This is a genomic window from Psychrobacter sp. M13, assembly GCF_030718935.1.
In the GTDB taxonomy this organism is placed as follows: domain Bacteria; phylum Pseudomonadota; class Gammaproteobacteria; order Pseudomonadales; family Moraxellaceae; genus Psychrobacter; species Psychrobacter immobilis_G.
Genome location: NZ_CP132194.1, coordinates 1,269,958 through 1,296,053, shown reverse-complemented (window position 1 = coordinate 1,296,053; position 26,096 = coordinate 1,269,958). Strand labels below are relative to the sequence as shown.

At 43.1% G+C, this 26,096-nt stretch carries 23 protein-coding genes and 1 pseudogene; 12 read left to right on the top strand and 12 right to left on the bottom strand.

Annotated elements, in window-relative coordinates; translation table 11 throughout:
• Window positions 1-83 precede the first annotated feature (83 nt).
• Window positions 84-1,244 carry an acyl-CoA dehydrogenase family protein gene (locus Q9G97_RS05460; protein WP_305900039.1) on the bottom strand — a complete coding sequence of 387 codons (1,161 nt, stop codon included), beginning with the start codon at window positions 1,242-1,244 and terminating at the stop codon, window positions 84-86.
• 117 nt (window positions 1,245-1,361) lie between these two features.
• Window positions 1,362-2,567: an MFS transporter gene (locus Q9G97_RS05455; RefSeq protein ID WP_305900276.1), complete on the bottom strand. Its 1,206-nt coding sequence runs from the start codon at window positions 2,565-2,567 to the stop codon at window positions 1,362-1,364.
• Between the two features lie 378 nt (window positions 2,568-2,945).
• Between Q9G97_RS05455 and Q9G97_RS05450 the strand changes: the two are divergent.
• Window positions 2,946-3,074: pseudogene (locus tag Q9G97_RS05450) on the top strand (subtype I-F CRISPR-associated endonuclease Cas1); the annotation flags it as partial.
• A gap of 205 nt (window positions 3,075-3,279) precedes the next feature.
• Here the strand turns inward: Q9G97_RS05450 and Q9G97_RS05445 are convergent.
• Window positions 3,280-3,780, bottom strand: a complete 501-nt coding sequence (locus Q9G97_RS05445) for a hypothetical protein (RefSeq protein WP_305900038.1) — start codon at window positions 3,778-3,780, stop codon at window positions 3,280-3,282.
• Window positions 3,781-4,008: 228 nt separating this feature from the next.
• Window positions 4,009-4,800: an ankyrin repeat domain-containing protein gene (locus tag Q9G97_RS05440; RefSeq protein ID WP_305900037.1), complete on the bottom strand. Its 792-nt coding sequence runs from the start codon at window positions 4,798-4,800 to the stop codon at window positions 4,009-4,011.
• A gap of 228 nt (window positions 4,801-5,028) precedes the next feature.
• Between Q9G97_RS05440 and Q9G97_RS05435 the strand changes: the two genes are divergently transcribed.
• From Q9G97_RS05435 to Q9G97_RS05425, 3 genes are all read left to right on the top strand, one after another.
• Window positions 5,029-5,775 carry a hypothetical protein gene (locus Q9G97_RS05435; protein ID WP_305900036.1) on the top strand — a complete coding sequence of 249 codons (747 nt, stop codon included), beginning with the start codon at window positions 5,029-5,031 and terminating at the stop codon, window positions 5,773-5,775.
• A 109-nt stretch (window positions 5,776-5,884) separates the two neighbouring features.
• Window positions 5,885-6,631 (top strand): hypothetical protein, encoded by a 747-nt coding sequence (locus tag Q9G97_RS05430; RefSeq protein ID WP_305900035.1) that lies wholly within the window; start codon window positions 5,885-5,887, stop codon window positions 6,629-6,631.
• A 60-nt stretch (window positions 6,632-6,691) separates the two neighbouring features.
• Window positions 6,692-7,003 (top strand): DUF1244 domain-containing protein, encoded by a 312-nt coding sequence (locus Q9G97_RS05425; protein WP_201572982.1) that lies wholly within the window; start codon window positions 6,692-6,694, stop codon window positions 7,001-7,003.
• Between the two features lie 63 nt (window positions 7,004-7,066).
• Here Q9G97_RS05425 and Q9G97_RS05420 read toward each other — a convergent pair whose 3' ends face one another.
• The 3 genes from Q9G97_RS05420 to Q9G97_RS05410 all read right to left on the bottom strand — a co-directional run bounded on the left by Q9G97_RS05420 (window position 7,067) and on the right by Q9G97_RS05410 (window position 9,510).
• Window positions 7,067-7,510 carry an SRPBCC family protein gene (locus tag Q9G97_RS05420; RefSeq protein ID WP_305900034.1) on the bottom strand — a complete coding sequence of 148 codons (444 nt, stop codon included), beginning with the start codon at window positions 7,508-7,510 and terminating at the stop codon, window positions 7,067-7,069.
• A gap of 60 nt (window positions 7,511-7,570) precedes the next feature.
• On the bottom strand, window positions 7,571-8,008 hold the full coding sequence (locus tag Q9G97_RS05415; RefSeq protein WP_305900033.1) for a DUF3429 domain-containing protein: 438 nt from the start codon (window positions 8,006-8,008) through the stop codon (window positions 7,571-7,573).
• Window positions 8,009-8,079: 71 nt separating this feature from the next.
• Window positions 8,080-9,510, bottom strand: a complete 1,431-nt coding sequence (locus Q9G97_RS05410) for a DASH family cryptochrome (RefSeq protein WP_305900032.1) — start codon at window positions 9,508-9,510, stop codon at window positions 8,080-8,082.
• A 216-nt stretch (window positions 9,511-9,726) separates the two neighbouring features.
• Here Q9G97_RS05410 and Q9G97_RS05405 point away from each other — a divergent pair, with 216 nt between their 5' ends.
• Window positions 9,727-9,957 carry a hypothetical protein gene (locus Q9G97_RS05405; RefSeq protein WP_305900031.1) on the top strand — a complete coding sequence of 77 codons (231 nt, stop codon included), beginning with the start codon at window positions 9,727-9,729 and terminating at the stop codon, window positions 9,955-9,957.
• Window positions 9,958-10,058: 101 nt separating this feature from the next.
• Here the strand turns inward: Q9G97_RS05405 and Q9G97_RS05400 are convergent, their stop codons facing one another.
• Window positions 10,059-11,546 carry an aldehyde dehydrogenase family protein gene (locus Q9G97_RS05400; RefSeq protein ID WP_305900030.1) on the bottom strand — a complete coding sequence of 496 codons (1,488 nt, stop codon included), beginning with the start codon at window positions 11,544-11,546 and terminating at the stop codon, window positions 10,059-10,061.
• Window positions 11,547-11,961: 415 nt separating this feature from the next.
• On the opposite strand from Q9G97_RS05400, the gene Q9G97_RS05395 reads away from it, so the two are divergent.
• The 7 genes from Q9G97_RS05395 (at window position 11,962) to Q9G97_RS05365 (ending at window position 19,884) form a co-directional block, all read left to right on the top strand.
• On the top strand, window positions 11,962-12,597 hold the full coding sequence (locus Q9G97_RS05395; RefSeq protein ID WP_305900029.1) for a TetR/AcrR family transcriptional regulator: 636 nt from the start codon (window positions 11,962-11,964) through the stop codon (window positions 12,595-12,597).
• A gap of 221 nt (window positions 12,598-12,818) precedes the next feature.
• Window positions 12,819-14,039, top strand: coding sequence for an iron-containing alcohol dehydrogenase (locus Q9G97_RS05390; protein ID WP_305900028.1), 1,221 nt, complete (start codon window positions 12,819-12,821; stop codon window positions 14,037-14,039).
• Between the two features lie 100 nt (window positions 14,040-14,139).
• Complete coding sequence (locus tag Q9G97_RS05385; protein ID WP_305900027.1) at window positions 14,140-15,207, top strand: NADP-dependent oxidoreductase; 1,068 nt, start codon at window positions 14,140-14,142, stop codon at window positions 15,205-15,207.
• 70 nt (window positions 15,208-15,277) lie between these two features.
• Window positions 15,278-15,955: a type 1 glutamine amidotransferase domain-containing protein gene (locus Q9G97_RS05380; protein ID WP_305900026.1), complete on the top strand. Its 678-nt coding sequence runs from the start codon at window positions 15,278-15,280 to the stop codon at window positions 15,953-15,955.
• 44 nt (window positions 15,956-15,999) lie between these two features.
• Window positions 16,000-16,635 (top strand): glutathione S-transferase family protein, encoded by a 636-nt coding sequence (locus tag Q9G97_RS05375; protein WP_305900025.1) that lies wholly within the window; start codon window positions 16,000-16,002, stop codon window positions 16,633-16,635.
• A gap of 193 nt (window positions 16,636-16,828) precedes the next feature.
• Window positions 16,829-18,517, top strand: a complete 1,689-nt coding sequence (locus Q9G97_RS05370) for an MFS transporter (protein WP_305900024.1) — start codon at window positions 16,829-16,831, stop codon at window positions 18,515-18,517.
• A gap of 89 nt (window positions 18,518-18,606) precedes the next feature.
• On the top strand, window positions 18,607-19,884 hold the full coding sequence (locus Q9G97_RS05365; protein ID WP_305900023.1) for an HlyD family secretion protein: 1,278 nt from the start codon (window positions 18,607-18,609) through the stop codon (window positions 19,882-19,884).
• Between the two features lie 145 nt (window positions 19,885-20,029).
• On the opposite strand, the gene pdxH is transcribed toward Q9G97_RS05365, so the two are convergent.
• From pdxH to Q9G97_RS05345, 4 genes are all read right to left on the bottom strand, one after another.
• Window positions 20,030-20,674, bottom strand: coding sequence for a pyridoxamine 5'-phosphate oxidase (gene pdxH, locus Q9G97_RS05360; protein WP_305900275.1), 645 nt, complete (start codon window positions 20,672-20,674; stop codon window positions 20,030-20,032).
• A gap of 102 nt (window positions 20,675-20,776) precedes the next feature.
• Entirely contained in the window at window positions 20,777-22,141 is a 1,365-nt protein-coding gene (glmM, locus tag Q9G97_RS05355) for a phosphoglucosamine mutase (protein WP_305900022.1), read from the bottom strand.
• Window positions 22,142-22,297: 156 nt separating this feature from the next.
• Window positions 22,298-23,770: an IMP dehydrogenase gene (guaB, locus tag Q9G97_RS05350; protein WP_305900021.1), complete on the bottom strand. Its 1,473-nt coding sequence runs from the start codon at window positions 23,768-23,770 to the stop codon at window positions 22,298-22,300.
• Between the two features lie 282 nt (window positions 23,771-24,052).
• Window positions 24,053-25,885, bottom strand: coding sequence for a mechanosensitive ion channel family protein (locus Q9G97_RS05345; RefSeq protein WP_305900020.1), 1,833 nt, complete (start codon window positions 25,883-25,885; stop codon window positions 24,053-24,055).
• Window positions 25,886-26,096: the final 211 nt, after the last annotated feature.

The following is a 26,096-nucleotide window of genomic DNA, read 5'->3' as shown; positions in this document are numbered from 1 at the left end:
ATGGCCTATATGGTTTAAAAATTAGGGTGAAAAAAGGGAACGTGCTGTGACACAGTTAGAGTTTTCTAAATAGATAAAACATCCTAATACAATGGCTCTAGTCCGTCCTCTTGTAGCAATTGCCGCGAGATAATGACGCGCATAATCTCATTGGTGCCTTCTAATATCTGATGCACACGCAAATCACGCACATGGCGCTCAAGCGGATAATCATTGAGATAACCATAGCCGCCATGCAACTGTAGAGCTTGGTTCGCAACCTCAAAGCTCAAATCAGTTGATAGACGTTTTGCCATCGCGCAATAGACGCCAGCTTGGGGATCATGGCTATCGACTTTACTGGCGGCTAAATAAATCATGTGCCGCGCGGTAATCGTTTGAGTAAGCATATCAGCCAGCTTGAACTGTACCGATTGCAGATCTGCTATCGGACTACCAAACTGACTGCGCTCTTTGACATAGCTAGTCGCAGTCTCAAGCGCGGCTTGCGCAGTACCGACCGCACAGATACCGATATTAATACGACCGCCATCCAAGCCTTTCATCGCCATTTTAAAGCCTTCGCCCTCCTCGCCTAAGCGATTCGCCACTGGAACTTTTACCTTATTAAAGCTGATCGTACGCGTTGGCTGCGCCTTCCAGCCCATCTTATGCTCGCTCTTACCGTACTCAATGCCTTCGCTATGCGCATCAACGACAAATGCAGAAATACCTTTGGGCCCAGCTGCACCTGTACGTGCCATAACGACTAACACATCAGTCGCGCCTGCCCCTGAGATAAAAGCCTTTTCGCCTGTTAATAAATAATAGTCGCCATCTCTAGCAGCTTTGGTACGCAAGGAAGCAGCATCTGAGCCTGCATTGGCCTCGGTTAGACAATAACTACCGAGTAACTCACCATTGACCATCTGTGGCACATACTGCTGCGCTAATGACGCGCTGCCATACTCGCCAATCATCCAGCACACCATATTATGAATGGTCATATAGGAAGCTATAGAGGTATCACCCCAAGCCAGTTGCTCAAATATCATAGCTGAATCTAAACGCGATAAGCCTAAACCTTCGTAATCTGTAGACGTATATAAGCCCAAAAACCCAAGTTCAGCCGCTTGCTTGATGACTTCTACTGGAAAGTAGGACTCTCGATCCCAAGTAGCCGCGTTTGGTTGCAGCTCTTTAAAAGCGAACTGCTTTGCAGTTTGTTTAAAAGCAATTTGCTCATCGGTTAATGAAAAATCCATCAATTACTCCTTCATCGTTGAATTAGTCTTTATGGGTTAAGTCGCTTTTATAGATAAACAGTATAATAAAAAATCTCATACAAGCTATAAGCTTTTATAAAAACAGCCTTGACACTTTTAATGGGTAGCTAGCTTGGCGGTACGCTTGGACTTAATCATGCCAAAACTTGCCATTAATAGCGCCAATACCTGCACAAATAACAGCAGCCATACCGTAAGCGACCATTGTCCATGGGTATAAGCAATACCGCATAGCCACGCGCCCAATGTGCCACCTGCATAGTAGCCCATATAATACAGCCCTGAGGCTAGTGAACGACCTTTTTTTACATTGACAGCAATGTAACTAATCGTTGCCGCTTGGGTGACAAACACGCCAGTAGACATAACCGCCAGCCCTAACACTACGCCCCATAGCGGTGTCATCAGAGTCAAGAGCACGCCGAGCATCGACACTACTACTGCCACTTGTATCGTTCGCGCTGAGCCAAATCGATTGAGTAGAGAAGTGGTCAATGGGGTGATAACGACCCCAATTAGATACACGGCAAAAATATTCGCTAGCTGACCAGTGCTCAGCTCATAAGGCGTATTAGCCAAATGCAAATTAATAAAGGTAAAGCAGCCCACCAGTGAGAACAAGACACAAGCGCCGAGCAGACAAGCGGTCACCACATAACGATCGGTCAGATGCTCGCCAAGAGTTTTTATAGCAGAGCGAAAGTTAGGATTGGCCCTAAAGCAGCGTGATTGGGGCAAGGCTCTCGTCACCCAAACCGCGCCAATAAGGGTCATGCCAGCCATCACATAATAAGCGTGTCGCCAGCCGATAAACTCCTCTAAATGCCCTAGTATAAAGCGTCCCATAAAGCCGCCAAGCACCGCGCCTGACACATAAAAGGACATTAGTTCAGTCACTGCCTTGCCTTCAAACTCCTCACCTATATAAGCAATTGCCACCACCGTGATGCCAGGCACGGATAGACCTTGCATAAAGCGCCATAATCCTAGCCAGCCAAGCGTTGGACTCTGCGCAATAAGCGCTGTTGGAATAGCTAAGAATAATAACGCGCCAACGATAAAGACCTTGCGACCTATAGCATCCGATAACATCCCCAAAAATGGCGACATAATCGCAATCGCTAATATCGTTGCACCAACGATCATCCCTGCCTGTACCTCAGTCGCAGCAAAATCGGTCATTAACACAGGTAGTATCGCCTGTATCGAATACACCTGTAAAAAGGCAAATACTCCAATGAGCCCAATGGTCAGCTTGAGCACCAGCGATGGCGAGCTGGCTTGTGGTGACTGTAGTGACATGGGCGCTGAGTCGTTAGAAGTTGATGTTTTAGAGTTATTCACAAGGAGGCTGACTATGTTGGACGCGGTTTAGCTGGCGTGGCTAGTAGGAGTAAAATCGTAAAAACCAATCTTGATATGCGCTTAGTGATTACGGTTGTAAGTACGCTATGGTAGCACATTGTAAGATGGTCTCAGCGCTAAAAAGGGTGCAATAACAGTGCAATAACTAGGGTCTGTTGATTATTATTAATAAATAAATATCTAGCGTCATCTGTTGTCGTATGACTAATTTTAACCCTTGTTTTTAATGACAGAGCTGTTTAGTATAAATCAACAATAATTTACTTTTATATTATTATAAAACTTCTAACTCATTGGACACCTCTTGGAGCTATTATGGTCAAACCTACCTCTCGCAAAAACGCTTATACCGATAATAGCTTCGCCTCATCCGACCTCAAAACTATCTTACATTCAAAACGCGCTAATATTTATTATTTATCGCACTGTAGGGTAATGCAAAAGTGACTTAGAAAGCACAGGTACAGTTGACCAAACTCATATCGCACTTCATCACCGCATAGGTTACTTAGAAATGAATGATTGATTGACTTTATCTATCCAATAGCATCATCTAATTCGTCAAACGCTTTTTTAAATGTTCTAAAACTACTATCGTCTATGATAAGGACAAACTTACCGCTGCATTCTATCTCAACAACTTTCAAAATTAATTTTCTTCAATTGCTTGAAGCTCAAATTTTATCGCTCTAAGACGCAATATTGATGCGCCTAGCGGCATGTCATTAAAGACGCGCTTTATATCACCTTCACTGTGCATACAATACTGCTGTGTTCTAGCCGCTAGCAACCTTGTATACTCAAGCGAGCGATCAGAATAAATCAAGCGGCTGGCAGGCTGACCATCAATAGTCATATTTTGGCGTTCATATTTTCGAGCGTCTGAATAGCGCTGTGCTATTTCGCTGGCAGGTATATCATGCATCAGGCTCATAGCTGTTAAACGCCTGTAGCTACGATTCATGTTTTCCTTAGCTTGTTCGGTTGTCATACTACCTGCAGGCATCAAATCATCTACTGCCATCATGAGATAAACGGCACAGATAAGGCTGTCATCCTCATTTAAGATGCTAGCCTGCGTTGTAGATGGCACGCCCAAACTAACCCCAATACCTATCGCTACCAATCCCGCCTGTAACCGCATGAGCAAGCCCTCTATCCGATATGTTTTGACTGATTGTATCATTATTGCTTTGAACAATAATAGACTTTGTGTTCGACCTACCATCTAGGCAGTGAGTGACTTTGAGCATATTAGGTATCTTGATCATAGACGTAGCTGGAAAGTTGGCAGGAGCAATTCGCGTCTTAAAAATAGCCAGAAAGGCCGCTAATCATTAGCGGCCTTTCTGGCTGAATGCCCAATTCTTAGTTCTATCTACTCACAGCTCGCCTCACCCGTACGATGGTTGATCGCGCCATTGGCTTTTAGCAACTGCTGCATCTCAACTAACCCGCGAGTACACGCATAGGAATATGCGCCTTGGTTATATGAGCCTAAGCTTTTGTTATCAGTGGTTGCTACTAAATTGGGGTTAGCACCTTTAGATAATAGATATTTCACCGTCTCTAAACGATTATTACTGGCTGACACCATGATTAGCGTCTCCCCATCGCTCTCACGAGTTTGATCGTTTAGATCAACGCCTTCACTAGCATCCAATAAGTTATAAACCTTTTTAACTACGTTAGTATTCTTGCCTAATGCCGCTGACTTTAGCACATTATAGACGTCACCTTTATCAGTAGCTTGCAGACTAGCATCTTGGTCAATCAGATAATCTACCATATCCTCATAACCGATAAATGCCGCCCAGCCAAGAGCCGTTTGACCTAGATTACCCGTGTCTTTTGCTTCTAAGTTTTGACCACTCTCAACCATGTATCTAACCGTAGGTAGATCGCCTTTTTTGACCGCATCAAACCACTTAGCATCAACGCCAGTCGATGGCTTGGCATAAAAGTTACGATAAGATAGCTTGTCCTTATTGACGATATCGAAGTTTTCAGCGGCGCTAAAGCGATAGCCCGTTTGCGGGGTAGGTGCAGTTTGTACGGCTGTAGTCGTGGTATTAGCTTTAGAGTTGCTATTTGGGCTTATATTTGAGCAGCCTGTCATCAGCATAGCCGTCATAATAGCTGAAGCGCTTAGTTTAAAAATATAATTCATGGTATAGCCTCAGATAAGTAAAAGAATAAGTAGCATCAATATCAAAGACTTTTTTGAAAATAACACTAATTAAAGATCATTTAGTAAAGCTAAATTGTAATGCATAGCTTTAGAATAAGAAGACAAAACGCTGTATAGCGTTTGTTACCTGTGTTATCACTTAAAGGAAATAATAGGTACTATTCACCTTAAATATTATTAATTCAAAGTAAAATAGGAATAATCACTATGTCAGACAAAATCCATGATTTAGGCGCAGGTTTTTGGAGCATTCGTGGCTCGTTTGTCAGAGACAACATCATCGATATCGGCAATCAATCAGCGTTAGTCAAACTAGCATCAGGCAAGTTCATCCTCCTAGATAGCTATACCCTCACTGGTGAAGTGCGCGCACAAGTTATGGCTTTGACTGATAACGGTCAAGATATAGAAGCCGTGCTCAACGTGCATCCTTTTCATACTGTACACTGTGCTCGCGTTGCCAAAGACTTTCCGCACGCTACCTTTTATGGCAGTGCTCGTCATCACAAAGAGGTTCCAGAAGTCGATTGGAACGAGGATTATGTCGAAAGTAAAGCAGTAGCTGAGCGCTACCCAGAGCTTAAATTTTCAGTTCCTAAAGGAATTTATTATATAGCGCCAGATGATTCGATACATTCAGGCTCGCTGTTAGTTTTTCATCCTGCTAGTCAAAGCTTGTATGTGGATGATACTATTCAGACTCCGCCCTCCAAGCTATTTGACGAAGTGCAAGCAAATATAAATTTGCATGCGACTACCTTGAAAGCGCTCATTGATGAGCCAAACGCGGGCAAAGACTATTGCGACTGGGCAATAAAGCTTGCGCATGATTGGCGTGAGACACGTCATTTCTGTAGTGCGCATTCTGGATTAGTCGTATTTGCAGAAGGTGAGTTTGAAGAAAAACTGCTAGCGGCTATCGATAAAGCGCGTTCAACTTTAGAAGCAGGATAAATTATCATTAATCTCAAACTTTAAAACTCAACTGTTAAAACTTAAATTTTAGAGATATGTACAATCAATTGTACATATCTCTGAAATAAAAACTAATTAGGAGATATCAATGTCAGAGAAAATTCATGATTTAGGCTCAGGATTTTGGAACATACGTGGTGATTTTCGTATTGGTGGCGTTATCAACATCGGCACCCAGTGTTCACTAGTCAAGCTTGAGTCAGGCAAATTTATCTTTCTGGATAGCTATACGCTAACCGATGATATTCGCTCAAAAGTTATGGGCTTGACGAACGATGGTAAAGATGTAGAAGCAGTGCTCAACTTGCATCCTTTTCACACTATTCACTGTGCGCAAATGGCGAAAGATTTTCCGCAAGCTGTCTTTTATGGTAGTAGCCGTCACAAGCAAAAAGTAGCTGATGTAAGTTGGAGCGATGATTTAGTTGAGAGTAGAGCTGTAGCGCAGCGCTATCCTGAGCTTGAATTTTCACTATCGCAAGGGATTTACTATATTCATGCCAACGAGATGATTCATGCAGGCTCGCTTTTAGCTTATCATCCGGCTAGTAAAAGCTTGCACGTCGATGACACTTTTATGAGTCCGCCTACTAAGTTGCTTGGGAAACTACTACCAGAGATTATGCTGCATCCGACAACTAAAAAAGCACTTGAAGACAATTCAAACGCAGGTAAAGAGTATTGTGATTGGGCAAGTAACTTAGCTCATGACTGGCGTGAAGTGCGCAACTTCTGCGCCGCACACTCTTATTTGGTTAGATTTAAAGAAGGCGAATTTGAAAAATCTTTGCTTAAAGCAGTCAATAAAGCTCGTCCTAAACTTGAAAATCCTTAAGTCAATTAAAGCTTAAGCGTTTGTATTAAAAATCGAGCATTAATAATTAGGAAAAACTTTATGGCAAAATTAGAATCCAATATCGAGTTAGAAGCCGCTGCTTTTCGTCGGTTATTAGCTCATCTAGACGAACGTAAAGATGTGCAAAATATCGAACTTATGAATCTTGCTGACTTTTGTCGCAACTGTTTATCTAAATGGTATAAAGCGGCTGGTGAGGAGCGCGGCATTGCAATCGATTATGAAGAGGCACGCGAACTCGTTTATGGTATGCCCTATTCTGAATGGAAAGACAAGTATCAACTAAAAGCAACGCCTGAACAGTTGGCGCGCTTTAATGAAATTGAAGCTGCCAAGAATAAAGCCGATTAAAATTAAAAGTAGTCTTCTAAGCTTAAAATTTTAACCGCTAAATAGTGAAAAATAGCCGCTGAGTTAGCGGCTTTCTATTGCCTTGAGTATGCTGCTAAATCCTACTGTACCTTGTTTCTGCATTTTGCGATCAAGTAAACGACCGATTAATGGCAATGGGACTACTATTCGACCTTCGGACACCCAAGTCACCCGTGTGGTGCCATCGCCTAAATCTTTTAGATCAATAATGCCTTTATCGTGCTGCATTTTTACAGGCCTAGCTTTTTCTATTTGATATTGCATGTGAGTCGGACGCTCAAACGCAGTAATTCGCTCCCAAAATTTGACGGGGCCCGTCTGTATAGTACGCAGAGCGCCAACACCATTACGCTCATCGTCACCCTCAGTCACTAACTTAGCAACCCCTACAGCTTTGAATGATCCATAACTGGCATGATCGCTCAGTGCTTCAAACACCTCATCAATCGGCTTTTTTATAATGCGTTCTACTTTTATTTTAAACATTAGGTTATCTCGTTATAGTTAAAGGATTTAGCTTTCTTTTATATTATTCACAGATAAGTTCTATAGTTGTACTGCTGCCACAATCAGCGAAACGACCACGATTAACGTCACATACTTTCTCACGGTAAAATATTTGTCATCGATTACTCGTGCTTTATTAAGTCCATAATCGATAATGAGTAAAGCAATAAAGCTAATAATAAGCAACCAAATAAAGCCTGCAATTGATAATATTAAAAAGCCAAGCCATAGCGCCAGCGCAACAATATTACTTAATATAGGCAATTTAACTGCCCAAGCATTGTCATCGGCTAAGCTCAAATGATTACCCCACTGCGCGCCAGCCATAAAGGTAGCAATCACTAGACCATAAACCGCTAGAATATGCTCAGTCGCACCCAAAGCCTGTATCGCATCGATCCCAATAGTAATCAGCACAGCACAAGCTATAAAAGGGATGGTACCTGCAAAAGTCAAATAAGGACTGGGTTTTTTCATAGCATTGTTTCGTTTTCTTAGTGTCTATATTTCATTAGTTTTTCAATTAATATCTGGTAGCGAATTAATTCCTACGTCCATCTATCGATAAACTCATTTTTAGGATCATGCTGCTGGGTTTGTTTTGATAGATTGAACTGTCGGCAGCCTCTAGGATCAGCCCCTACTCCTGCCAAATATTGCCAATTACCCCAGTTGCTGGCGACATCATAATCGATCAGCTGCTGCTCAAAGTAAGTCGCCCCATAGCGCCAGTCTAACCCCAACTCATGAATAAAAGCGCTGGCTACTATCTGCCGACCACGGTTGGACATATAGCCCGTGCTATTGAGCTGCTTCATACAGGCATTGACTATAGGGTAGCCCGTTTCGCCCTTTTGCCACTCCTCTAAGCGCTGCTCTCTGGGCGCTTTGCCCGAGCGATTATCGTACAGCGTTGTCGGCTTGTGACTGCTGATGCCTTGGAAGGTAAATAGCTGCTTTTGATGAACGTCGGCATACCAATAAAAATACTCACGCCAGAGCAGCTCAAACCATATCCAATAAGTTGACTTATTAGCGACAATTTCACGCTCATACTGACGTAAGCGATTGAGCAGCACCTTCACTGATAGTGAGCCATTCGCCAGCCAAGCAGAGAACTTAGTAGAGTGTGTCCAGTCATCAAGTGTATTACGTGTCTCTTTATAAATGCTGGGCGCATCAGATTCAAAATAGCTATTAAGATGCTCTATAGCGCTAGTCTCACCGCCTTTAAACTGACTTTGAGGATTAACTTTTGACTGATTATCAGCACTACTATCGATAACTTGGCTGCTAAAAAACAGCTTATCTTCGTTGCTGTTGATCAAAGAATCAGGCATTTTTGGCAGCGTCGCTGGTGTTTGAGTAATAAGTAAATCAAAGTCAGCAGTCAATAAATCATGATCATACTCAACCTTTTTACGGAACTGAGTAAAGCTCTGCGGTAACGCTTTGGTCGGCATATCATCAAACAAGGTCGTGACCGCTTGCACATGCCAATCGATATTTGGGTACTTATCTTGCAGCGCTTTATAAGCTCGATTTTGCGCGTAGTCTGCCATTTGGCTCACGCAGACATCCGTGACCTGTTGTGCTTCGATAAGCTGACATAACTGCGTAAAAGTGTCTGACTGTGCTGACTCATCCTGTGAATTGCTATGCTGAAAGCCGTCATTTTTTAGGCACAGTAGCCTATTGCCCAGCTGCTGCAAGGATTGATCTAAATCTGCCAAGCTATCAACTAAAAACTGCCGACGAGCATCTCCCATCTCATCAAAATGATAAGCCTGACTCCAATTATTTGAGTTTGAGCTATCCACTAGTGCTTGCGCGTAGACCAGTAGCAGTCGTCCGTTATTATCATCAGTCAATTGGGCGGCTTTAACTAAAGTGGCGTTATCATGAACGCGTAAATCATTATGAAATAGCACTAGTGATGTTTTGGCAGTAGGTGGACTATTTACAGGCGTATTTGACATCGTTACGGTTCCAAAAGTTATTGTTCTATGTCTCTTAAACTAGGTCATATTAAACTATAGTATCTAAAGAAACATCGAACAGTATATGGCTTGTTAACCGCGTGTATTAATACTACTTTTGCTTTACTTATATTATGTAGGTATTACATCTTCACTAAGCTGTTATTGACTAAATTTAAGCTGACTGTTTAAATAGTTCCTCTCTAGGAGAATGTTATGACTGTAGAACACGTTGTGATTCACAAACGTAAAATCGTAAATGAATTTTTGATAAAACTCACCAAAGAAGAACCACAAATGTACTATGCCACAACCTCTGAGGTGGCACGCAGTATCCATAAGATGATCAAAGAGCATACCAATCGCTTGTCAGTAGAAGATCAGGCGCTCGTTAGGCACATGACCATCGATGAGATCAAAGATATGTTAGGTTTTCACCTTGATTAATCCTACTATCAAAGCTCCCATAGAAAAAGACTGCCTATACAGCAGTCTTTTTTTCATTTTAAAAACATTATTTTAAATCATCTGAGTAAAAACAGCCGTTTTTAGAAAGGATAGTTACGAGGCTCATGCTGCACAGATATCCAATGCAAAGTTGTAAACTCTTCTAACACCCATTCGCCATTAAAGCGCCCAATACCAGAGTTTTTCTCCCCACCGAATGGTGCATTACTTTCGTCATTAACGGTGATGTCATTGATATGGGTCATGCCTGCTTTGATACCGCGAGCGAAACGCAGACCTTTTTCCATATCTTCGGTAAATACTGCACTTGATAATCCATACTCAGTATCGTTAGCCAGCTTTAAGGCTTCATCCTCATCTTTGGCACGGATAATACCGACTAATGGACCAAATATTTCATTACAAGATAAATCCATATCAGCAGTAACCTCAGTAAAGATATGCGGCGGCACCACTTGCCCCTCAATCTCGCCACTCATAATCATGTTCGCGCCAGCATCTTTTGCTTTAGCGATTTTATCTTTGATTGATTTAAGCTGATCTTCATTAATAATAGGTCCAATCGCTGTATCTTGATCGTTAGGATCACCCACTTTTAACGTTTTTACATGCGCGTGAAAACGCTCAACGAAATCATCATAAATAGCATCTTCAACGATAATGCGGTTGATAGCGATACAGATTTGACCTTGATGCAAGAACTTGCCAAACACCGCCGCTTTTACCGCGTTATCTAAGTTAGCGTCTTTTAGCACTACGAAAGGGTTATTGCCACCCAGCTCTAATGCTAGCTTTTTAATAGTATTACCACTGTTGGCCAGCTCGCCGATATTCTTACCGACTGATGTTGAACCTGTAAAAGAGATGAGTCTTGGGGTGTCATGAGTGACGATAGCATCACCAATCTCGCTACCTGCCCCAACCACTACATTGAGCAGCCCCTTTGGTAGTCCCGCTTCTTCAAATATCTTGGCAAGCAGTAGACCGCCTATAACTGGTGTATCGCTGGCAGGCTTCAGCACTACTGCATTACCTAGCGCTAGAGCTGGTGCAATTGAGCGCTGGGTCAGATGAAACGGAAAATTCCATGGACTAATCACTGCAATAACCCCAATAGGCTCACGATAAATAAAATTCTCTTTACCCGGAATCTTTGAAGCACGTATCTCACCATGCACACGACTAGGGAAACCTGCTGCCTCTACTGTAATGGCGCGTGCACTGCTAAACTCGACCATCGCCTTGATACGCGTACTGCCCGACTCCTTGACTAGCCAATCAACGATCTCATCTTGACGCTGATCTAAGATGCTAACCACTTTATGTAGTAGTGCACCGCGTTCGGCTGGGCTGGTTTGTGCCCATTCAATCTGTGCTATTTCTGCCGCTTTATAAGCCTCATCTAATTGGCTTTGCGTGGCTTGCTTAATCTCAACTAAGGTCTCACCGTTGAATGGGTTGGTGTCGGTATTGACGCTATCGTCTTGACCTTTTTGCCACTCGCCCGCTATATATTGAAAACTAAAATCGCTATATTTCTCAGTGCTTGATTGATTATTATTTGACATGATCATTCCTATTTTTATTCAAGTTAATGATTGTATAAATCAAGAGTTATCTAGGGCGCGTCATCAATTAAAACATTTATATTTTTATGGGCTAAAATTTACTTCAATGTTGTCCATTTGGCATTCATTGAGTCGTTATTCCAATAAGAGCGACTCTTTTCTCTCAATCATAAAAGTCTATTTTTAATGTGAGTATCATTTCGATAGTAAGTATCACGAATATACAAACCTAACTTGCTAGACGACTGGTCTAATGCTACCATAGAGGCACTTAAAACCAAAAACTATTATCAGCAGATTTTGTTGAAAAAACGTAACTCATCCAAATACGATTGGTCTAAATGCCATTTGCTCGATAGTTCAAACCAATACAACCTAATGTCAAAACCAACACAATAAGGAGGGCATAATTTTTATGTCTGCTACTACCTCAGCTGTTTCTATTAATGATACTACGCTAAACAGTACCACGCTTACCAATACTAAGACGCATCTACTGACGACCGGCTATCAGCTCCTTTCGCAGAAGGGGTTTACCGCTGTTGGTATCAAGCAAATACTAGATACCGCAGGTGTCCCTAAAGGCTCATTTTATCATTACTTTGCGTCAAAAGAAGCTTTTGGTGAAGCGATCATCAATTACTATTTTACTCGTTATAAAACGCGTTTAGATATGATTAATGAGCAAGATACTAGCGCTCAGCAAAAGCTTTATGACTACTTTCAAAACTGGTATGACACGCAGCAGAACGGCTGCGATCATGAAAAATGCTTGGTAGTAAAATTAAGTGCTGAAGTCGCTGATATGTCAGAGCCGATGCGTAAAGCGCTAGATACAGGCTATCAGCAGACTATAAACTGGTTAGCGACACATATCAAAGCTGGTTGGGCAGATGGCTCAATACCTAAGCGCGCCAATATCTCAGCGGAGAGTATCGCCAAGCGCTGGTATTTTGCATGGCTCGGTGCCAGCCTGATTGCCAAAATTAGTCAGACTAATACACCTCTATCTGAGGTCTGGCAAATGACTACGACTGAGATGGGTCGTTAAAGTATTTATAGGCTAGCTTTATTGTTGTTAGATCAATTGTTCTTGTCTAAATATCTCTATACAGCTGTTTTGTAACTATTATAAATAATGACTAGACGACCGGTCTAATTAATGTACAATGCAAACAGTTTTTGGTTATCTATGTTTATTAGACATTTATAACCAATCAAAATTTTTAATAAAACTAATTTAATTAACCTCAATAAAGATTTAGGAATATTATGAATAACTTTCAATATTACAATCCAGTACGTATCGTCTTCGGTGAAGATCAAATCCAGCAGCTATCTAAGCTAGTACCGACTGATGCCCGCGTGTTAATTACTTATGGCGGTGGTTCAGCTGAGCGCACAGGCACTTTAGCTGAAGTCAGAGAAGCACTAGCGGCTAGCGGTAGCCGTGAAGTATTTGAGTTCGGTGGTATTGAGCCAAACCCTGAGTTTGTGACCCTGCTAAAAGCAGCTGATATGGTCAATGAGCACAATATCGACTTTTTGTTAGCAGTCGGTGGTGGCTCAGTTATTGATGGTAGCAAATTTGTCGCACTGGTCTCTTCATTACATGATGATGATAATGTTGACAGTACGGTATCACGTGATAAAGCTTGGAGCGCGCTAACTAGCTATTGTAGAGATATAGACTCTGCCATTGATTTAGGTGCCGTATTAACGATTCCAGCGACGGGTTCTGAGATGAATTCAGGGGGTGTAGTCAATCATAGCGAACGCCAAGCGAAGCTACCGTTTGGTAATCCATTAGCCTTCCCTAAATTCTCTATTTTAGATCCTAGCAAGACTTTGACCTTGCCTGATCGTCAAGTGATGAATGGTGTGGCAGATGCTTTTGTGCATGTAATGGAGCAGTATTTGACTTATCCAGTCAATGCCAAGGTACAAGATGCGTTCGCTGAGAGTCTACTCAAAATCCTTATTGATGAAGGTAGAGCCGTCAAAGAAGATTCAGAGAATATGGAAGTCCGCAAAAACATTATGTGGACCGCCACTATGGCTCTGAACGGTCTCATCGGTACGGGCGTACCACAAGATTGGACGACTCATATGATCGGTCATGAGCTAACATCATTGCATGCTATTGATCATGCTCGCACCTTGACCATCGTATTGCCATCAGTACTACGTGAGCTTAAAGACAGCAAAAAAGATAAACTGCTCCAGTATGCTCGCAATGTATGGCACATCACTGACGAGGGTCAAGATGATGACGCTATCATAGAGTCCGCTATTAGTCATACTGAAAACTTCTTCCGCGAGCTCGGACTGCCAGTTAGCTTAGAAGATGCCGAATTAGATCAGTCAGCTATTGATCCGATTATCAAGCAATTGGAAGCGCATCAAATGGTCAAACTAGGTGAGCATGGCAAAAACGACTTGCAAGTATCACGCCGTATCTTAGAGCGAGCAGTGACAGCAAAAGCCAGCTAGTTGCTTTTATTAATTACCAAACGGTTGCTTTACTAGTAGCCGTTTGGCTTGATCTTCAATTGCCTAAAAACAATACTATTAATAAGAAAAGGAGCCTCCTATGAGTACTGATAAACAGTCGAGCTTTCAACAACAACAAAATAATCAAATCAATCGTCAAATTAAACTAGCCAGCCGTCCAAATGGCGCGCCAACTGCTGATAACTTTGAAATGGCGACTGGTGAGATACCGAAGCCTAATGACAGCCAGATGCTTCTGCGTACCGTCTATGCCTCACTTGATCCATATATGCGTGGACGTATGAGCGATGCCAAAAGCTACGCTGATCCGCTAGAAGTCGGTGATGTGATGCTCGGCGGTACGGTTGCGCAAGTGGTCGAATCGAATGTAGACAAATTTGCCGTCGGTGACTTGGTAGTCTCTAACTCAGGCTGGCAAGATTATAGCGTCAGTAATGGCGAAGGCGTGATCAAACTAGACAAAGATATGCCGCACCCCTCATACGGTTTAGGTGTTCTAGGTATGCCAGGCTTTACGGGTTATATGGGTCTGACCGATATTGGTAAACCGCAACAAGGCGAGACATTAGTCGTTGCTGCTGCTACAGGCCCTGTTGGGGCAACGGTCGGTCAAGTCGGTAATAAATTAGGCTTGAATACCGTCGGTGTGGCAGGTGGAGCCGAAAAATGCGCTTATGCGATCAATGAGCTAGGCTTTGATAAATGTCTTGATCATTGTGCTGATGACTTCGCTGAGCAGCTCCAAGCGGCCTGCCCTAATGGCATCGACATCTACTATGAAAACGTCGGTGGCAAAGTATTTGATGCTGTATTACCCCTACTCAATGCTCACGCGCGTATTCCAGTATGCGGTCTAGTATCACAATATAACGCTACCGAATTACCTGATGGTAAAGATCGTTTGGGCATGCTGATGGGTAATGTCCTAAGCAAACGCCTAACGGTCAAAGGCTTTATTATCTTTGAAGAGTATGGCGATCATTTCCCTGAGTTTTTAAAGACGATGGGCGCTTGGGTTGAGTCAGGTGAAATCAAAACTAAAGAGCATATGGTTGAGGGTTTAGGCGCAACACCACAAGCCTTTATCGGAATGCTAGAAGGTGATAACTTCGGTAAAACGGTCGTTAAAGTCGCTGACGTAGAATAGTTTTTGATAGTAGATAAGCTAATATTAAACCAATAATTTAAAGCACATTTAATGAATAATAGGAATAATTATGAATATTTTAATGGTACTAACTTCACACGATAAATTGGGTGATACGGGCAAAAAGACAGGTTTTTGGTTAGAAGAGTTTGCCGCCCCTTACTATGCTTTTCTTGATGCAGGCGTCAATGTGACACTCGCCTCTCCTGCTGGCGGTCAGCCACCACTAGATCCTAGTAGTGATACCGAAGATACGCAAACCAAAGATACCACGCGTTTTAAAGACGACAAAGACGCTCAAGAGCATTTGGCCACTACCAAAAAGCTTGCTGATATGAAAGCAGAAGATTTTGATTCTGTATTCTACCCTGGCGGTCATGGCCCATTGTGGGATTTGGCAGTAGATGAAAACTCTATTAACTTGATCGAGACTTTCGTCAAGCAAGACAAACCTGTTGCTTTTGTTTGTCACTCTCCAGCTGCGCTCAAAAACGTCAAAATCGATGGTGAATACTTAGTCAAAGGCAAGACCGTCACGGGCTTTACCAATTCAGAAGAAGATGCAGTAGGCCTAACAGACGTCGTACCATTCTTAGTAGAAGATGCGCTTATTGCCAATGGCGGTAACTATGAAAAAGCGGCCGACTGGGAATCATTTGTGGTTGAAGATGGTCTGTTGATCACCGGTCAAAACCCAGCTTCATCAGAAGAAGCGGCTACGCGTCTAATCGCAAAGCTTAAAGGTTAAGACCCAACTGTCTATAAATCACACCACGAAATAAGGTCGATACTATGGTTCGCTTACATCATCTCAATCAATCACGTTCATTACGCACTTTATGGCTCTTAGAAGAGCTAGGCGTGCCTTATGAGGTGGTCAGTCATCAGCGCGATGCTAAAACGCATCTGGCACCTGATAGCTTAAAAGCTGTGCATCCTCTTGGTAAATCACCGGTCATTGAAATGGATGGTGAAATATACTCGGAGTCAGGGGCCATTACTGAGCTATTGATCGAACGTTTTGCGCCAGATCGTCTACGCCCTGCTCTTGATAGCGCCGATTATGGGCATTATCTACAGTGGATTGACTTTGCCGAAAGCTCGCTGATGTTGCCATTGATGCTTGAATTGTTTACCAAAAAAGCAGGTATCAACGACAATGAGTTTTTGAACGGTTATATAGAGATAGAAAAAACCAGACTGTTCAAATATTTAGACACCTCAGTTGAGGGTAAGTCGTTTATTGTGGGTGATAAATTGAGCGGTGCTGATTTTATGCTGTCGTTTGACTTGATCATTCTTGCTCAACGTCAAAAACTAGACGCTTATCCACATATTAAACAATATGCTGAAAAGCTGGCCAGTCTTGATAGCTATCAACGTGCGATGAATCTTGAAGCTGAGCATGACGAGTCAAAGCAAGCGTAAACACGCTTCATAATAAATGCTCAATAGAAAATATGATAAAATAGCCCAAGTCTATCTTGGGCTATTTTTGTTGTTTTATTCCATTAATAACTGTACTAAGATCAGTTACTGACACGCTCATCTAGCGCCGCCAATCATAGGGGAGCTGTACCATGTCCTTACTCTATTCATTCACACAAATCATCATACGACCATGAGTACTGAATACCAGTTTAAGCCCCACGAACAACCAATGATGGTGGGCTCTCCAGCCAATCCTGACCATCCTGCACGCCGTAAAGTATTTTATTTGCTGATTGGAATTTTCGTTGGTCTCACAGCCAGCTTCCAAAATGGTCTACTTGTCGCAAATCTCACTCAAATTCAAGGCCAATTGGGATTAACGCCTGCGGAAGGTGGTTGGATATCTGTCAGCTACAATATGACCAATGCCTGTATTACCGTTCTACTGTACAAAATTCGCCAACAATTTGGCATGTCACTGTTTAGTAAAATCACCCTGTTTTTTCTGTTAGCCGCCACGAGTCTACAGTGGCTGATCAGTAGTCACTTATTAGATACGCCTAATATCGGCATCGAGCCCTATTACCTAGAGATTGTCGCAAGGGGACTTAGCGGTATGGTAGCCAGTGGCATGACCATATTGGGCTTATTTTATTGCTTGCAAGGTATGCCAACTGTCAAACGTACTAGTGGCCTAATATTGGGCTTTGGCTTGGTACAGTTCGGTATTCCATTATCCCGCATCATTTCGCCCTACCTCACCATCGATGGTCAGCTTGAAAGCTTATTTCTATTCCAATTTGGTTTGGCACTGATTTGCTTTGGATTGATTAATATCTTAGAGCTACCACCAGGTAATACAGAAAAAGTATTTGAGAAACTCGATTTTCTCAGCTTTGGGTTTTTTGCGAGTGGTCTGGCTGCATTAGCGGTCATTTTGGTGCAAGGTAGGATTTTATGGTGGACGACGCCTTGGCTTGTCTATCCACTGATGATTGCCATTGTTGGAATCAGCATCGCCTTATGGATTGAAACGCATCGCAAAAACCCAATGCTACAAGTTCGCTGGATGCGTAGCCGCAATATTATCGCCTTTATGATTACGGGCGCTGTCATGCGAATTTTGCTATCTGAGCAAAATGTCGGTGCGGCAGGATTACTTGCCAACTTAGGCTATGGTAACGATCAGCTCATTACTTTTTATGCGGTCATATTGGCTGCCAGTGTGTTGGCTTTGGTGATTAGTATTTTTAGCACCAATCCGATGGATTTACGCCGACCCGTTATTTTTGCAGTGGCATTGATTGCATTAGGCTCTTGGATGGATGTGGGTGTGTCTATTAATTCTGCACCCTATATGTTTTATCTCAGCCAATTTTTGATTGCATTTGCCGCGGTGTATTTCATGGGGCCTCTGGTTTTTGAAGGATTTTTGCGTGCGATTGCCAGTGGTCCTGCCTATATTATTAGTTTTTCCGTTATTTTTGGTATTTCACAAACGGTGGGCGGCTTGGCAGGTGCGGCGGCAATTCAGGCATTTACAACCATTCGTACGCAAGTGCATTATGCAGATATGGTCAGCTCACTGAATTTGGGTGATCCTACGTTCAGCGCTCAAATTGCTGGTACTCGTAGTATATTGTCAAACCAAACGACGGATGCAGCGCAAGCGAATGTTGGGGCAATGAGCCAAGTATTACAAGGTATTCAGCGCCAAGCAACAGTCTCCGCTTATGGTGATTTGTTTTTTATCATGGCCATTCTATCAACTGTGGCTACTGCTATGTTATTACTCAATTATTTTTACTATCGTTATCACAAACGCAATCCTCTGGCCAAAGAGCTTGCTGTTATTGCAAAAATGCGTGAACCAAAATAACGCCTTTTATTGCATGAGTGATTTTTCACTTTATTGATTTATCGCCACACCGTTTAAGTATTTGCTAATTAAACATTTAGGAGCGCGTCATGAGCCAAAAGAAACCTAGTGAACTGAATCAAACACCTCAGACGTCAACTGATGCTCCCATAACAGACGCACGTATTGCGTCAAATACCGATACCAATCAGGCCGAAAATCCTACAATAGAGCAAACGGATACCTCTGAGACAAATCCAGCTACTGACATACAAAAAGGCTCACGTGATGAGACGCCTATGCCACCAAAAGAACCTATCGCAGCGGCTACTGGCTGGTCGCCAAAGAAAAAATCCTATCTGAATTTAGGATTATTGGTTGTAATGATTGTCATTGGTGTGGCATTGATTTTATATGCATGGAAGCTGCCACCCTTCACGCCTACTGTGCAGCAAACCAACAACGCCTTTATAAAAGGACAAACCACCATTATTAGCCCGCAAGTATCCGGCTACGTCACCGAAGTGGCCGTACAGGATTTTGCCAACGTAAAAGCGGGTGATTTATTAGTAAAAATTGATGATCGTAGCTTCCGTCAACAGCTTGAGCAAGCGCAGGCCAATATAGAAGTGGCCGTTACTAACCGCTCTAGCAACACTCAAGATACTCAATCAAGCCAAGCACAAATTGAAGCACGTGAAGCCGATTTATACAGTGCCAAAGTGAGTGTTGAAAGTGCTCGTGAAGATGTCAATCGATATCAAGGTTTGGATGCTATCGGCGCAGTATCAAAGGCAGAAGTTGCTCATACAAAAGCACAACTTGCGCAAGCACAGGCAGGCGTCCAGCAAGCTGAAGCTAATTTACAAGCAGCTCGTGAAAACCGCAAAAAAACCAGTGGCAGCCGCTCCTCTTTGGACGCGAACATAAAAAATGCTGAAGCAAGTCTCAAGCAAGCACAAATTAATGTAGATAACACCATCATCACCGCGCCTGAAGCGGGACAGTTGAGTCAGGTCAGTGTCAAAGAAGGTCAATACGTTAGTGCTGGCACCCAGCTGATGTATGTCGTTCCTAAAGGCGTTTGGATTATCGCGAATTTTAAGGAAACGCAAGTCGCTAATATGGCAATTGGTGAACCTGCAACCATCCATGTTGACGCGCTTGGTGGTGCCAAATTCCACGGGCGTGTCAGCAATATCTCACCAGCGACTGGTAGTGAATTTAGCGCAGGAGCGGCAAACCCTGCTACTGGCAACTATATTAAAATTGCCCAGCGTATCCCCGTGCGCATTGACCTAGACCAAAATCAGGCTGAGCTTGCTCAATTACGTCCTGGTATGTCGGTCTCTGTCGATGTAGATACTAATATTAAAGCGAAAAGCTAGATTAAAGCGAAAAACTGGGGCATATTAAGTACGCCTCTGCATAAAAAAACCCCTTTAAATACCAGCACAAATGGATTTAAAGGGGTTTTTGTTTGGCGTTAAAACAAGCTGACATCTATCAGCCTTACACCTATTGATTTAACATCTAAGGTAATAAACGCTTAGTCGTCCAACTATTAGCATCATCTTGGGTATAGACAATTCGGTCATGTACACGGTTCGCGCGGCCTTGCCAAAACTCGATACTCTCAATAGTGATTTCATAACCACCCCAAAACTCTGGCGCTGGTACAACGCTATCTTTTGGATAGTCGCTTTTTAGCTGATCAAACTTATCTTCCATAATCGCGCGATTTGCCACCTCGCCACTTTGTGGCTCACTAATCCACGCGCCAAGCTGACTATCGTGTGGACGCTTATGAAAATAGTCCGCAGATTTGCTCGCGTCAATTTTGGCAATAGAGCCACTGATACGTACTTGGCGCTCAAGCTCATTCCAGAAGAATAAGACTTCAGCGTTTGGATTCTCAGCGATGTCTCGACCCTTGGCGCTGTCATAATTGGTATAGAACACGATACCTGTTTCGGTAATCTCGCGCATGAGTACGATGCGTACACTTGGCTTATTATCTGCGCCGCAAGTTGCCAGACTCATCGCATAAGGCTCTTTTACCTTTTGTGCTAATGCCTCATCCATCCACGTTTTAAATAGCTCAAATGGTGATGCTGGTACTGAGTTCTGATCCAAAACTCCTTTTTCGTATGATAAACGCTGATCGGTAAAGTCCATGCTCATAGTTTTTCCTTATTCGCCTTAATAATTATTAGCTTTAATCATTATTAGCTTTAATCATTATTAACTTTAGTTATTACTCGCTGCAATAAAATTGCATTAACCTAGCACAGCCTTAATATGATCGGCTAAATCATTCGCCATCACATCACACTCTATCTCGTCATCAGACTCAACCATCACCCGAATCATCGGCTCAGTACCTGACTGACGAATAAGCAGACGCCCGCGACCTTCTAAAGTATCACGTGCTTTATCGAACGCCGCTACTAGCTCAGGATAAGTGAACGGATCTTGCATTTGCGCTAAACGTATATTTACAAGCTTTTGCGGTAATACCTCAAAGCCTTCTAGCATTGCGCTTAATGCTTTATCTTGAGACTGCATAACGGCTAGTACTTGCAAGCCTGCTATGATGGCATCTCCTGTACGGCTCTTATCCAGACACAATATATGCCCAGATGGCTCGCCGCCTAATATCCAACCGTTAGCGTCAAGCTCTTGCATGACATAACGATCACCAACTTTAGCACGGGTAAAGCCAATATCGAGTCTATTAAGCGCCAGCTCAAGTCCCATATTGGTCATCAAAGTACCGACCACGCCAGCGACTTGCTGAACGCCCTGTGTCGCCAATATATAAAGGATGCCATCACCATCGATCAGTCGACCTTTATCATCGACCATAACGATACGATCACCGTCACCATCGAGGCCAATACCGACATCAGCATTATGATCGAGTACCGCTTGTTGTAGCCCTTTAGGATGAGTCGAGCCGCACTCTTCATTGATGTTGAGACCATCAGGAGTATTATTGATGGCGATTACCGTAGCACCCAGCTCACGCAATACTCTAGGAGCGACGCTATAGCCTGCCCCATTAGCACAGTCGATCACGATGGTCAAATGATCCAAATCGTATTGATAAGGAAAACTGCCCTTACAGAATTCAATATAACGGCCTTTAGCATCGTCGATACGATGGTTTTTACCTAGATTGGCAGGATCTACTATCGGCATCAGGGCACTTGCATCAGTGCTTTCCATAATAGCTTTAAGCTTATCGTTGATAGCGTTTTGCATGGCATCAGTGAGCTTTTTACCATCACCTGAAAATAGCTTGATACCATTATCAAAATAAGGGTTATGCGAGGCAGAGATAACCACCCCAGCATCGGCATTAAAGCTACGGGTCAAATGAGCAATAGCTGGCGTCGGCAGTGGGCCTAACATATGCACATCGACTCCAGCCGCATTAAAGCCCGCTTGCAATGCGCCTTCGATCACATAGCCTGATAGCCGAGTATCTTTACCGATGACGACACTCGGTTTACGCGAGCTATTGCCATTGCTTTCTATCAGTACTTGTCCCGTCACATAGCCTAACTTGAGAATAAAATCAGGAGTAATAGGCAGCTCACCAAATCTTCCACGAATACCGTCCGTACCAAAATAGCTCATTGTACTTATATCCTTTTTTATATTATAAACCTGTTAAATATAATACTTATTAATCCTCAATCAATCTAGGGAATAATTACATTAGTCAAAAAAAACAGCCAACAATGAGCAAGCACTGTTGACTGTTATTAGCTACATTTTAATGATTACCAAGATTTAGCTAACACGGTAGTTAGGCGCTTCTTTGGTAATCTGTACATCATGGACGTGCGACTCTTTCATACCTGCTGAGGTTACTTTGATGAACTGCGGCTTAGTACGCATGTCCTCAATAGTAGCGCAGCCTGTATAACCCATTGATGAGCGCAGGCCACCGACCAATTGATTGACGATACCAGCGACTGGACCTTTATAAGGAACGCGACCTTCGATACCCTCTGGAACCAACTTCTCAACCCCATCTTTTGCATCTTGAAAGTAGCGATCCGATGAGCCATTGTCGCCAGACATCGCGCCTAAGCTACCCATACCGCGATAGGCTTTGTAGTAGCGACCTTGGAATAGCTCCACTTCACCTGGGGCTTCTTCCGTACCTGCCATCAGTGAGCCGACCATAATACAAGAAGCACCAGCGGCGATAGCTTTTGCCATATCACCTGAATAACGGATACCGCCATCAGCGATCAGTGGAATGCTGTTTTGTAGTGCGCTGGCTACGCTATCAATCGCTGATATCTGTGGCACACCGATACCCGCAATAATACGCGTAGTACAGATTGAGCCTGGGCCAATGCCAACTTTTACCGCATCAGCGCCTGCATCACGTAATGCCAAAGCCGCGTCGCCTGTCGCGATATTGCCGCCGATGACTTGAATATGAGGGAAGTTTTTCTTAACCCAAGCGACTTTATCGATGACGCCTCTTGAGTGACCGTGTGCGGTGTCGACTACGATAACATCGACGTCAGCAGCAACGAGTGCCTCAACGCGCGCTTGAGTATCAGCGCCTGTGCCAACCGCCGCGCCTACTCGCAAGCGACCATGATCATCTTTACAAGCATTAGGATTGTTTTCAGCTTTGGCAAAGTCATTAACCGTGATCAGACCACGCAAGCGGAAATCATCATTAATGACGATCACTTTTTCGATACGATGTTCATGCAGTAGTTTTTTGATATTCTCGTTGCTTTCGCCTTCATGCACCGTAACTAGCTGATCTTTTGGCGTCATAATATGGCTGACTGGCAGCGTCAGATTGGTCTCAAAACGCCAATCACGATGGGTGACAATACCGACAACTTTGTCAGTGCCCTTTTCAACCACAGGCACACCAGAGATATTGTTATCTTGGGTTAGCCTGAGCAGCTCCCCAATCGTCATCTCAGGATGCACAGTAATGGGATCAACGACGGTACCCGCTTCAAACTTTTTGACGCGGCGAACTTGCATTGCCTGCTTACTGATATCCATATTTTTATGCAAGATACCCATACCGCCTAGTTGCGCCATGGTGATCGCCATTTCAGACTCAGTAACGGTATCCATCGCCGCAGAAACCAGTGGCAAATTCAAAGTAATACTTTTGGTTAAGCGTGTAGACAAGTCAGCTGTTTTTGGAAGTACTTCAGAATAAGCTGGCAACAATAATACGTCATCAAAAGTGAAGGCTTCATCGACAATACGTAACATACAGACCCCTATGGTGGCTATTTTGATGGATGGGAGCTCGATACCAAGCTTCTCGATACTAAGCTCAATAATGAGCTAGTTATTAGAATACGACTGCGCCAATGTAGCCAATCGATTATCAGTATCTAAAGCATATCAGCGATCAAACTATCTTATTGAAGAACAACTTTAAATAGTAAGACGCCTTGAGTTATCCCGTTAAAATAACGCCATATTATATCAAATAACACTCTTATCCGCATGATTATTTCAGTGCACTATCTTTGCCAGTCACCTAATGAATTATTGAGCCTCTTTGAGGGTAATACGTTCAGTAGGCAGATAGCCTTTTTGCTCATTATGTAAGTATTCGAGCATGCGTTCGCGGACATCACACTCAAGCGTCCAAGCGTTTAGAGGGCTATCAGAGGCTAGTGCACCGCGCAGCTTAATAGTCTCTTCATTAACAGAGACTACTATCAGCGCAGGGTCTGTCTTACCATCCCAAAGCTCATGCGCTTTGACAACCTCTATAAATTTCTGTCGAACCGTATCGATATCGATTCCATAATCGACAAACAGATAGACCACACAGGTTTGATGAGACTCGGTATGCGACCAGTTTTCAACGATTTCGATAACAAAATGCCTCATCGGCACGATCAAACGACGCTCATCCCAAGTTTTGAGTACCGCATAGGTATAACGCAAATCTTCAATAGTAGTCCAGTCTCCCTCCATCATCACAGTATCGCCAATGCGTACTGGCTGAGTAATAGCAACCTGTAGACCCGCTATAATATTCCCCAAGGTAGGTTGCGCAGCCACACCGATTACGACACCTGCTATCCCAGCCGAGGTTAGTAAGGTTGTACCCAAGCCTTCAATATTCGTGAATTCACTAACCCCAACCCAAATGCTACCAAGGATCATGACGAATATAAATAAACGACGAAATACCGATACGTAAGTGAGGCGCACTCGATACTTATCATACTCATCATCGGCTAATCCATCGATCTGCAGATCTTTGTAGCGATTAGCAAAAAAGTTGATCACTCGGATGCCTAGCCATACAGCACTGACTACCAGCCCTATCCACATAATAGGTCTAGTTGAGGTTGCAATAGATTCGATATACGGAAAGCCACCAGAGACTAAAGTAAATACTGACGAGAAGCCTATAGTAAAAGTCAGCGGTACGGTTAACTGATCGATAAACTCGGTAATGCTTCTTTTACTATGAGTAAGAGACTCTACTGCTGCATCACCAACATACCAGTTGACTAACTTACCAGTCACTCGACTTACTAACCAACCAATCCCCATAGTAACCAAAAAGAAGCATACTAAAGCTAAAAACTCCCAAACAGCCATCCCAAAGAATCTTAAGACCATCCACTCAGGTATGTACTGCTCAAACTCTGGTGGCTTATACCGATCATAGAGATTATCTATATTGCCTACGGTCTGTGCTGAAAACACCCAGATAGGAGCCTCATCATTCACTCGTACGCGCTCAATAAATAGCGGAACTTGTCGATCTCGATAATTGATATAGCCCAGTTTAATGGAGCGACGCGAAATACCACTGATACTGCTGCTGCTACCGATAGGCGGTTCTATCAGACCATCAGCTCGGTCAGGCATACTATTAAAAACGTAGAGACCTTTGGTATTTAATAAAAAATCCAATCGCTGAGCCAGCTCGCTGCTACGATTGGCTTGGGTGTCATTATCGAGCAAATTCATATTTAGCGCATAGGCGGCCAAGTCGTACTGCTCTTTTATAATCGCTGATTGAAAAAACTCCAATGTCGCGAGTGGCGTCGCCAAATTAGGGGGTGTTGAGAGCGTCTTTAGACCACTATTCAGCGTTTTTAACAGGTAGTAGCTCTCATTATACTCTCCAGTCAGTGCTGAATCTGCTTGCAGCTGACCAGCCTGATCGGCTATCTCTGTATCATCAGTAATAAAGACATCTGCTACGCTATCAGGGAAATCAATATCCTGCTCTGAGAGCTGATCAAGCTGATTTTCGGCATAATCAAGGAGATTGTCAGGCTCAGTACTTGACTGCGTAGGAGCTTGGTTTTGAACTTCAGCTGACGTTTGATTGTCAGCATAAGCTGGCATGTACCCTAAGCTTAATAGCACGAGTAATAGCCAGCTAAATCTTATATACCGAGCTGTATGATAGCTTGACCCTCTGTCACTTTGGCAAGCTTTATTGGCGGCACTTTTATGAGAATTATAAGTATTCATAAGATTATTAGAACTGGATTTATAAAGAATAGCCATTTGATCAATGTTTCAGAGAAAATTACCACATAAGCTAAAACAGTTA